Here is a 10,448-nt window from a genome sequence, read left to right as displayed (position 1 = left end):
CACCTTGGGGTGGGCCGGGGGCGTCACTCTCCCCCCCCCCCCCCCGGCCCCGCGCCTCGTTCAGGCGTGCCAGCGCAGCACCGCGCCCAGGCCCCCGGCCGGTCCCTGGATTCCCTCGGGCACCACCAGCACCTCGGTGTCGGCCACTGTCGCGGACCGCATCAACGCGTCGTCCGCGCGGGCGGGCTCGGGTGTTCTGACGCCCATGGCGCGCGCCTGGGAGCGCTGCACGGCCACCTGATCGGCGTCCGGCCCGATCCACACCTCATGGCGCATATCGCCGCCCGCGTGCCCCAGCAGCAGCGTGGCCGCCTGGTGGCGGCGCATGGCCTCCACCACCGCCGGTACGCCCTCCGCCGCCCCGCTGCTCGGCGGCCCGGTGCCGTCATGTCCGCCCAGGGCCGGTCCGCCGGGGCGGCCCCGCCCGGCGCGGAAGAGATCGAGAACCGTCTCCAGATGGGCGCGGGCGTACTCCGCCCGGGCGTGGTCGATCTCCACGTTCAGCTGCTCGGAGCAGCCGGCGGCCCTGCTGCCGTGGCGGGTCTCCTCCGTCTTGGCCCGCAGCGGCTCGGGCAGCCGGTCGCGTACGGCCCGTCGCTCGCGCGGATCACCGGCCAGGATCAGCAGGTCGGCGTCGCTGTCCGTCCACTGCCGCATCAGCTCGTCGGCCACCCGGTCGGCGGTCTGCTCCCAGGTGTTCCCGACCCGGTTGCGGTAGTGCCACTCGAAGCGGTCGGCGGGCACCGACCGATGGCCCCGGCCATGCGCTCTGCGGCCCCCGGCGCGCCCCGCCGGGCGGGCACCGGTGTCGTCCCGCAGCTCCAGATCGGCCCCCGCCTGGTCGACGAAGGCCACCAGACAGGCCGGCCACTCACCGCGGAACGCGGCCAGCGGCGCCACTCGCGGCAGCATCGACCAGGACGTCATCACGTCGACCGGGGACGTGGCCAGCGGCAGGTCGAGCACCACCTCGCCGCCCGCCGCGAACAGCGCCCGCCCCGCGGACGCCCTGGCCCATTGCTCACCGGCCAGCCGCTCGATCACCGCGTCACAGGTGGCGCGGTCGGCGCCCTGGCCGGCCAGCTGATCCGCCACGAACCGCTCCCGCAGCCGGCGCCGCCTGGGCGCGTCCTCCGTACTGCGGGAAGTGTCCATGTACACGCCCGCCCATGGACCGGGGCGGTCGAACAACGGCTTCAGGAATCCAACGTCCATGACCTCCCCCAAACCCGGGGAAACACACGGCAGAAACCGGTCGACCCGTCTCGCGCGGATCGCCGTTTCGCTCCTGACACCAGGATCCCTCCACCTCACCGGGATCGCCAGAGCCGACTAAAATCGCTGTCATGGCTCGCTCCAACGAGGAGGTCGAAGCCCTCCTGCGCGAATACGCCGATCTGCTCCTGATCACGGGCGGGGACGCGTACCGGGCGCGTGCGTACGAGAAGGCCGCCCGGGCGATCGGCGGCCATGCGGCCGACATCTCGCAGTTCGACGCGAAGGCGCTGCGGGACATCCCCAATGTGGGCCGGTCGATCGCCGACAAGGTGGTCGAGTACCTGCACACCGGGACCATGCCCGCCGTCGAGGAGGCGCGCGCCGCGATCCCGGCCGGGGTGCGGGAGCTGACCGCCATCCCGGCGCTCGGGCCGAAGAAGGCCATGATCCTCTACGAGGAGCTGGAGATCTCCTCGATCGACCAGCTGGCCCAGGCCATCGAGGACCACCAGCTGCGCGACCTCAAGGGCTTCGGTCCGAAGTCCGAGGAGAACATCCTGCACGGCATCGGGCTGATGCGTGCCGCGGGCAACCGCATCCCGCTCGACGAGGCCATGGACGTGGCCGATGACATCGTCTCCGCCCTGTCCAAGGTGCCTGGCTGCCGGCGGTGTGCCTACGCCGGGTCGCTGCGCCGGATGAGGGAGACCGTGGGTGATGTGGACATCCTGGTGGCGGCGGAGGAATCCGGCCCGTTCATGGAGGCGTTCACCCGGCTGCCGCTCACCTCCGAGGTGATCGCCCACGGCCAGAAGAAGACCTCGATCCGCACCACGAAGGGACTCCAGGTGGATCTGCGGGTCCTGCCGCTGGACTCCTGGGGCGCGGGACTGCTGTACTTCACCGGCTCCAAGGCGCACAACATCCGCATCCGCGCGATCGCGGTGCGCCATGGCCTCAAACTCTCCGAGTACGGCCTCTTCGAGACCAAGAGCGGCAAGACGATCGCCTCACGGAGCGAGGAGGACGTCTACGCCCGGCTCGGCATGGACTGGATCCCGCCGACGCTGCGCGAGGACCGGGGCGAGGTCAAGGCGGCCCTCGAAGGGCAACTCCCCCGGCTGGTCGAGGAGTCCGACCTCCGGGGCGATCTGCACACCCACACCAACCTCACCGACGGGCTGGAATCGCTGGAGGACATGATCGCCAAGGCGGAGCGGCGCGGCTACGCGTACTACGCCATCACCGATCACGCGCCCAAGCTGTACATGCAGCAGATGACCGAGGAGAAGATGCTGGCCCAGCGGGAGCGGGTGCGCGCACTCGACCGGGGGCGCGGCCGCGGGGACACCCGGCTGCTGCACGGCGTGGAGCTGAACATCGACGTCGACGGGGACGTGGACTGGCCGCCCGGGTTCCTCGAGGACTTCGATCTGTGCGTGGCCTCGGTGCACACCCAGTTCGGCCTGGACCGCAAGGCCATGACCCGGCGGCTGGTGAGGGCCTGCGAGAACCCGTATGTGCACGTCATCGGCCATCCGACCACCCGTCTTATCGGCAAACGGCCCGGTATCGACGCCGACTTGGACGAGGTGTTCGCCGCCTGCGCCCGCACCGGCACCGCGCTGGAGATCAACGCACATCCGGACCGGCTCGACCTGTCGGACGACAACATCCTGCGGGCCAAGTCGCACGGGGTGGTGTTCGCCCTGGACAGCGACGCCCACTCGACCCGGGATCTGGACAACATGCGGTACGGGGTGGGCATGGCCCAGCGGGGCTGGCTGACCCCGGACGATGTCATCAACACCTGGTCGCTCACCCGGCTGCGACGTTTTCTGCGCAAGGACACGGGGCACCAGCCCCCAACATGACCACCTCCGAACCCGACCGCTCCTACCCCGCCCGTCAGGCCCCCGGCGCCGAAACCCTCGCCGAGCTGGACACCCGGGTCATCGACTGCCGTGCCTGCCCCCGGCTGGTCCAGTGGCGGGAGGAGGCCGCCCGCACCAAGCGCCGGGCCTACGCCGACTGGGAGTACTGGGGGCGGCCGGTGCCCGGGTTCGGGCCGCCGGACGCCGGGATGGCGATCGTGGGGCTCGCACCGGCCGCCCACGGTGGAAACCGCACGGGCCGGATGTTCACCGGCGACCGCGCCGGCGACTTCCTGTACGCCGCGCTGTACGACCTGGGACTGGCCAGCCGGCCGACCGCCACCCACCGCGGCGACGGTCTGGAGCTGTACGGGGTCAGGATCACCTCGCCGGTGCACTGCGCCCCGCCCGCCAACCGCCCCACCCCCGAGGAGCGGGACACCTGCCGCTCCTGGCTGGCCCGGGAGCTGCGGCTGCTGCGGCCGACGCTGCGGACCGCGGTGGTGCTCGGCGCCTTCGGCTGGCAGGCCGTGATGCCCGCCCTGGAGGCGACCGGATGGGCCGTGCCCCGGCCCCGGCCGGTGTTCGGCCACGGCGCGCGGGCCACGCTGCGGGCGGCCGACGACGGGCCGCCGCTCACGCTCTTCGGCTGCTACCACGTGAGCCAGCAGAACACCTTCACCGGGCGGCTCACCCCGGCCATGCTGCGCGAGGTGCTCGGCGCGGCGGCGGAGGCGGCGGGGCTTCCGGTCTCCGGCTAGGGCCGGAGGGTCGTAGGTCTCGTAGGTCTCGTAGGCGAGTTGGCGGGCTTGCCGAACCAGCGGGAGAGGTGGTCGTCCAGGTCCTGCTGATCGTCGCCGATCCAGGCGACATGGCCGTCGGGGCGTAGCAGGACGCACGGAACATCCAGTGCCGCGGTGGGATCCGCGAGGTAATCGACCCGGTCCGACCAGCCGCCGACGGTCAGCCGTTCGGTGCGGTCCAGCAGCAGGCCGCGGCCGCGGTGCAGCAGATCGTAGAGGCGGCCCTGTTTCACGTCGATGTCGCGCAGGCGGCGGCCGAGCAGGTCGGGGCCTTCGCCGAAGTCGTAGCGAATGCCGATCGCGGTGATCTTCTCGATCAGATAGCGGTTCACCTCGTCGAAGTCCATCAGTTCGGTGAGCAGCCTGCGCACGGCCCGCGGGCCCGGTTCGGTGGAGTGCAGTTCCATCTGGGCGCGGGTGTTGTCCAGCACGTCCTCGGCGACCGGATGACGTTCGGCCTGGTAGGTGTCCAGCAGTGTCTCCGGCGCCCAGCCCCGGATCTGTGCGGCCAGTTTCCAGCCGAGGTTGAATGCGTCCTGAACGCCCAGATTGAGGCCCTGTCCGCCGGTGGGTGGATGGATGTGCGCCGCATCGCCGGCCAGCAGCACCCGCCCGACCCGATAACGTTCGGCCAGCCGGGTGGCATCGCCGAAGCGGGACAACCAGCGCGGGGAGTGCACGCCGAAATCGGTTCCGGCGATGGTGCGCAGCTGTTGTCTGAAATCCTCGAGGGTGGGCGGTTCCGCGCGGTCGCTGACTCCCGCGGCGGGCACTACGACGCTGTAGACCCCTTCGCCGAAGGGCCGGAGCCAGAATCGCTGATGAGTCTCGCGGATTCCGGTCACCTTGGCGGCGATCTCCTCCTGCGACACGCCCACTTCCATCTCGCCCATCAGCGTCTCGTTCCGTGAGGGCTCGCCGGGGAAGCCGACACCGAGCTGTTTACGCACCGCGCTGCGCCCGCCGTCACAGCCGACGAGGTAGCGCGAACGCAGCCGTTCGCCGTCGGCCAGTTCGACGGTTACGCCCTCGTCGTCCTGCTCGAACCCGGCGACCGCGCAACCACGTCGGACCTGCGCACCCAGTTCGATCGCATGCTCTTCAAGAAGATGTTCAATGACCGGCTGCGGGATGCCCAGCAGATAGGCGTGCGCGGAATCCAGGCCCTTGGGCGCGGGTTTGGGGATGGCGGCGAAGAAACCGCCGGCCGGACGCTGTCTTCCGTGCCGGCGAATGCGGTCCAGCAGTCCGCGCATCGCCATCAGCTCGAGACTGCGAATATGGAGACCGACTATGCGGACGAACGACACGGGCTCGGTTTCCTTCTCCAGAACGAGTACCCGCACATCGTGCAGCCGCAGTTCGGTGGCCAGCATCGCGCCAGTCGGCCCGCACCCGGCGATGATCACGTCGAACAACGGATCGGTGGTGAATTGCGGAGAGTGCATAGGTGTTGCCTTTCGGGAGTGCCTTGTTGGCGAGGCGCTCCCGGCGACACCTACGTCAATCGCCCGGCCGTGACGGGAAGGGGGAGCACCCACATCGATACAGCGTTCATGGGTCTCACCTCCTCGGGCGGGGTCACGGTCCACTGCAAGCTACAAGCCCGACATCATCCCGTCCAATTCTTTCCCAGCCACGCGATCACGACTCCGAACAGAGATAGGAGACCGGGGCAGGCCGTAGGGAAAGGGGAGGCCCCGGGCACTGGGGCAGGAGGGCGCCCGGGACCTCGTTCATGGGGTGGGCCGGATCAGTTGAGACCCTGGCCCGCGACGCTGCCGGTGTCACCGGCTCCGGCGGCGGCACCCGCGTCACCAGCGCCCGCGTCACCGGCGCCCGCGTCACCGGCTCCGGCGTTGCCCGCGCCTGCGGCCTCACCGGCACCGCCCGCCGCGTCACCAGCGCCACCGGCCGCGTCACCGGCACCGCCCGCCGCGTCACCGGCACCACCGGCCGCGTCACCGCCACCGGCGCCACCGCCGTCCGCGCCGATGACCGCGCCGGTGGCCTCCAGCGCGGCGGTCACCGGCTGGAAGAACGTCTCACCGCCCTGGGTGCAGTCGCCGCTGCCGCCGGACGTCAGTCCGACCGCCGCGTCCTCGGCGAACATCGCGCCACCGCTGTCACCGGGCTCGGCGCACACATCGGTCTGGATGAGGCCGTTGACGATGTCGCCGTTGCCGTAGTTCACCGTGGCATTGAGGCCCGTGACCGTGCCGTCGGTGACCCCGGTCGTGGAGCCGGAGCGCTGCACCTTCAGGCCCACACTCGCCTCGACGGCGCGCCCGATCTCCTGGGTGTTGCCGTTCTGGAGGTCGACCGTGCTGGACGGCTGGGTGGTGGCGTCGTCGTACATCACCAGCGCGAAGTCGTTCTCGGGGAACTTGGAGTCCTGCACCGTGCCCACCTGCTGGGCGCCGGCCTCGTCCGAGGTCCAGGTCTGGGATTCGTTGCCGCAGTGGCCCGCGGTCAGGAAGCCCGGCGCGCCGTCGACGCTGACGTTGAAGCCCAGCGAACAGCGGGCGCCACCGCCGAAGATGGCATCGCCGCCGTCGAGCCCACCGGCCGCGGCGTCCCCGCCGCCCCCGGCGTCATCACCCGCACCACCAGCGGCGTCACCGGCGCCACCAGCGGCATCTCCCGCACCGCCCGCGGCCTCTCCGGCGCCACCCGCACCGGCGTCATCCGCACCGCCGGCGGCCCCCGCGGCACCGGCGCCCGCGTCGCCCGCACCGCCCGCCGCACCGGCGGCATCCCCGGCGCCCGCATCGCCCGCGTCGCCCGCCGCGTCACCGGCGCCCGCGCCGCCGTTGTCGCCGGGCTGGGCCGCCTCCTCGCCGTCGAACTTCTTGAACTCGCCCTTGCTGCGCTTGACGCTGACCGTGCCCGCCATCTGGCCCGTGGCCTTGGTCAGCGTGTCCCACTTCGCGCCGGTCACCGTCCGGTCGGCGGTCACCTGGACCTTGTTGGTGACCGGGTCGATCGACCAGGCGGTGCCGGGCACCGACGCGTCGCCGCTCAGCGTCTGGGTGGCGGCCTTCAGATCGGCCATGCTGTTCTGGACGACCTTCGCCACGGCGCCCTTGGCCCGGACGGACTCGGCGGAGTCCTCGTCCACCACATTCATGACCAGCTGGCGGTTGCCGTTGTCGTAGTACCAGCCCGCGCCGTTGTCACCGAGGTCCGAGGCGAGACTCCTCGCGAGCTTCACCGCGGCCGGGGACGAGAAGGTCTTGGCTCCCGACGTCTCGTCCGGGTTCGCGTTCGCGTTGGGCAGCAGAATGGCGGCTGCCCCGAGCGCGGTGATGGCGGCTCCGGAAATGGCGAGGGTCCGCTTGTTCACACGTCGGTGGCTCAACTCACTGACCTCCAGTCGGGGATGCGCGGCAGGCGTGTGCGGAGCGCTTGCCGCGTTCCGCACACGCCCCCGTGCGGGGCCACCACGTCGTACGTGGACGCGTTCGCCCCGTCCTCACCCGTACTCAAGGTCTGATGAAAAGCTGCGCCGAACGATCCGGATCGGTAGGCTCCGCCGGTTCGGCCGATCGCTCCGGCTGCCCGCCCGGCTATCCGCGCCCGGCGGCCTCGGCCTGGGCGCGCAGCTCCCACACCTCGCCGAGCGCCATCCGCTCCGCCTCGGCGGGGGAACCGCCGGTGTCCTCGAAGTGGTCGACATACGCGCCGATGAACTCCTGCCAGCGCTGGTTGGCCGGGTCCTCGTCCAGCGCCGCCATCGCGGCCGCGAAGTCCTCGCAGTCCACGAGGTGGAAGAGATGGCGTCCGCTGCGCCAGATCCGCCAGTTGGTGATCCCGGCCCGGCGCAGTGTCGCCAGCAGGTCCTCCGGGACCGTGGCGTGCACCTGCTCATAACCCGACTCCTGGCCCTCCTTGAGAACCGAGTGCAACGCCACCCGCATCGGCGCTCCTCCTCCTTCTTCTTCCGCTGCTTCCGTTGCCGGGCGGCCACGGCGGCCGCCCGTCAACGATCCATGATGCAGCGCTCACCCCTTCTGTTCGACGCGCACCCAGTCCACGTCCGCCTGCACTCCCCCGGCCGCGATCCGGTCGACGCTGGACTGCGGCAGGCCCCAGTAGGGGGTGGTGACCTTGTTCCACCCGGCCGGGTACGCCCCGCCCAGGGCGAGGTTGAGGATCACGTACTGGTTGTGGCCGAAGACCCACTGGCCACGGGTGGACTCGAGCTTGTTGCGGCTCGTCTCCTGGACCACCCGGTCGTCGACGAGGAAGCGCATCCCGGTGGGTGTCCACTCCACCGCGTAGGTGTGCCACTGGTCGGCGCGGCCGCCGCCCGGGTAGGTCTGGCGGGCGCCGATGTTGCCGTCCGCCGAATAGCCGGGGCCGTGCAGGGCGGTGCTGGTCCAGTCGGCGTAGCCGATGTTCTCCATGATGTCGGTCTCGCCGGAGGAGGGCCAGGATACGGACGGATCGTCCACATCGCTGCCCAGCAGCCAGAACGCGGGCCAGTAGCCGTCGCCGACCGGCAGCTTCATGCGGGCGCTGACCCGCCCGTAGGTGAAGTCCAGCTTGGTGTGGGTGTCGATGCGTCCGGAGGTGAAGTCATAGGTGCCGCCGCCCGCCTGGGTGCAGCCCTTGCAGTACTTCGCCCTGAGGACGAGATTGCCGTTCTCGGTGCAGATGTTGTCGGAGGAGTCGACATACGCCTGCGACTCGCCATTGACCGACCCCATCTCCTGGCCGGTCCGCACCACACGCCACTTCGAGCGGTCGAGGGACGCGCCGGTGAAGTCGTCGAAGAACGTCGTCCGGTACGCCCCGGACTGTTCACCGGGGAGGGCCGGGTACGCGGCGGAGGCGCTTCCGCCGGTGCCCCAGACCTGGAACTCGTAGAGCGAGTAGCCGAATTGGGCGGTGGCCGGGGCCGGGTTGTAGAAGGAGCGGCGCTCCTTCCCCAGCATCCGCACATACCGGCCCGTGGCGGGCTGCGACAGCTTCACGGTGTCATGGCGGCCCACCGCGTCCGCGGGTGACTTCACATCCGCGCGGCGGGCGGCCACCTCGGCGGCGGAGGGCTGGTAGACCGTGCGCCACGTGCGGTTGTCGTCGGACACCTGCACCTGGTAATCGACGGCGTACGCCGCCTCCCAGTAGAGGTCGACGGTGTCGATCGTGGAGGTCGCGCCGAGGTCCACCGAGACCCAGCGGTTGGCGTTCCAGTCGCTGGACCAGCGGGTCTGGTCGTCCTTGAGGTTGGCGGGCCAGCCGCCGTCGGTGACGAAGGCGGGCGAGTTGCCCGCGTGCTGGTAGTAGTTGGAGGAGGCGGGGTGGTTCAGGGCGAGATTGGTACGGGTCGTGGACGCCGGGGCGGGCTCTCCGCCGTACACCTTGAACGAGTACAGCGAATAGCCGTGCGGCGTGCCGCGCTCGATACCACGCATCCGTACGTAGCGGCCGACGACGTCCTGCGGATGGGTGTGGGCGGTGACGGATCCTCCGGTACCGGCGTCCTCGGTGTAGAAGGGGGTCCAGTCGGTGCCGTTCCTCGACACCTCCAGGACGTACTTCTTGCCGTAGGCCGCCTCCCAGTCCAGGACGACCCGGTCGATCCGGATGGTGGCGCCGAGGTCGACGCGTATCCACGCGTTGTCGGTGAACGGGCTGGACCAGCGGGTCGACCCGTTGCCGTCGAAGGCCAGGCCCGGCGCGGTGCCGTCGTTCTCGCTGCCGGACGCGGTGACGGCGCCATGGTCGGCGGCGTACGCGGCCGCCGCCCGGTCGGTGTCCCACATCGCCTGGACGGCGGCCGTGGTGGAGTGCGAGGTGGGTGTGGCGACGGCCGGGCCCGTGGTCAGCACCGCCACCGTGGCCAGGGTGGCGAGGGCGCTCAGCAGAATGCGGGGGGTACGGGATGGCATGCGGCTCTCCTCGATGAGGTCGTGGGGGTGCACGTGTGGTGCCGAAGTGCCGTGGTTCCGTGGTTCCGAAGTGCCGATGTGCTTTCCGACGTGCCTGCGTGCCGTGGTGCCGTCTGTGCGGTGTGCGTCGGGTGGGGCCGGCGGATCTTTCCCCTCCTCGCCCCTTCCCGATACCAGGGGCTCCGCCCCTGGACCCCGAGCTCTGGGGCGGAGCCCCGGCCCGGAGCCTGGGGCAGAGCCCCGGACCGAGGCCTGGAGCAGAACCCGCGGACCGAGGCCTGAAGCAGAACCCCGGCCCGAGGCCTGGGACGGAGCCCCAGCCCAGGGCCTGAAGCCGAACCTCGGACCGGGGCCTGGAGCGGAGCCACGGACCGAGGCCTAGGGCAGAGCCCCGGACCAAGATCTGGAGCAGAACCCCAGTCCGCCGTCTCGGGCAGAACCCCGGACCGAGGCCTGGAGCAGAACCCCAGCCCGAGGCCTGAAGCGGAGCCACGGACCGAGGCCTAGGGCAGAGCCCCGGACCAAGATCTGGGGCGGAGCCACGGACCGAGGTCTCGGGCGGAGCCCCGGACCCAGGCCTCGGGCAGAGCCCCGGACCCAGGCCTCGGGCAGAGCCCCGGACCCAGGCCTCGGGCAGAGCCCCGGACCCAGGCCTC

The 10,448-nt window shown here is 71.1% G+C and carries 7 protein-coding genes; 2 read left to right on the top strand and 5 right to left on the bottom strand.

Annotation, left to right across the window (positions count from 1 at the left end):
- Positions 1 to 60 precede the first annotated feature (60 nt).
- Complete coding sequence (locus ACFXB5_RS49995) at positions 61 to 1,215, bottom strand: hypothetical protein (RefSeq protein WP_385221833.1); 1,155 nt, start codon at positions 1,213 to 1,215, stop codon at positions 61 to 63.
- Between the two features lie 131 nt (positions 1,216 to 1,346).
- Here ACFXB5_RS49995 and polX point away from each other — a divergent pair, with 131 nt between their 5' ends.
- A complete protein-coding gene (gene polX, locus ACFXB5_RS49990; protein WP_385221830.1) occupies positions 1,347 to 3,092 on the top strand; it encodes a DNA polymerase/3'-5' exonuclease PolX in 1,746 nt (581 codons plus the stop codon).
- Positions 3,089 to 3,853 (top strand): uracil-DNA glycosylase, encoded by a 765-nt coding sequence (locus ACFXB5_RS49985; protein WP_385221827.1) that lies wholly within the window; start codon positions 3,089 to 3,091, stop codon positions 3,851 to 3,853. Before polX ends, ACFXB5_RS49985 begins: the two co-directional genes overlap by 4 nt.
- Here ACFXB5_RS49985 and rox read toward each other — a convergent pair.
- From rox to ACFXB5_RS49965, 4 genes are all read right to left on the bottom strand, one after another.
- Positions 3,850 to 5,343: a rifampin monooxygenase gene (rox, locus tag ACFXB5_RS49980; RefSeq protein WP_385221836.1), complete on the bottom strand. Its 1,494-nt coding sequence runs from the start codon at positions 5,341 to 5,343 to the stop codon at positions 3,850 to 3,852. The genes ACFXB5_RS49985 and rox overlap by 4 nt on opposite strands.
- A gap of 305 nt (positions 5,344 to 5,648) precedes the next feature.
- Positions 5,649 to 7,256 carry a S1 family peptidase gene (locus tag ACFXB5_RS49975; protein ID WP_385221824.1) on the bottom strand — a complete coding sequence of 536 codons (1,608 nt, stop codon included), beginning with the start codon at positions 7,254 to 7,256 and terminating at the stop codon, positions 5,649 to 5,651.
- Positions 7,257 to 7,464: 208 nt separating this feature from the next.
- Positions 7,465 to 7,815, bottom strand: a complete 351-nt coding sequence (locus ACFXB5_RS49970; protein ID WP_385221821.1) for an L-rhamnose mutarotase — start codon at positions 7,813 to 7,815, stop codon at positions 7,465 to 7,467.
- Positions 7,816 to 7,899: 84 nt separating this feature from the next.
- On the bottom strand, positions 7,900 to 9,792 hold the full coding sequence (locus tag ACFXB5_RS49965; RefSeq protein ID WP_385221820.1) for a discoidin domain-containing protein: 1,893 nt from the start codon (positions 9,790 to 9,792) through the stop codon (positions 7,900 to 7,902).
- Between the last annotated feature and the right edge of the window lie 656 nt (positions 9,793 to 10,448).

This window comes from Streptomyces sp. NPDC059455 (assembly GCF_042750115.1).
In the GTDB taxonomy this organism is placed as follows: Bacteria; Actinomycetota; Actinomycetes; order Streptomycetales; family Streptomycetaceae; genus Streptomyces; species Streptomyces endocoffeicus.
Note: the sequence above shows the minus strand (reverse complement) of the source record. Positions and strands in the feature narration are given on the sequence as shown.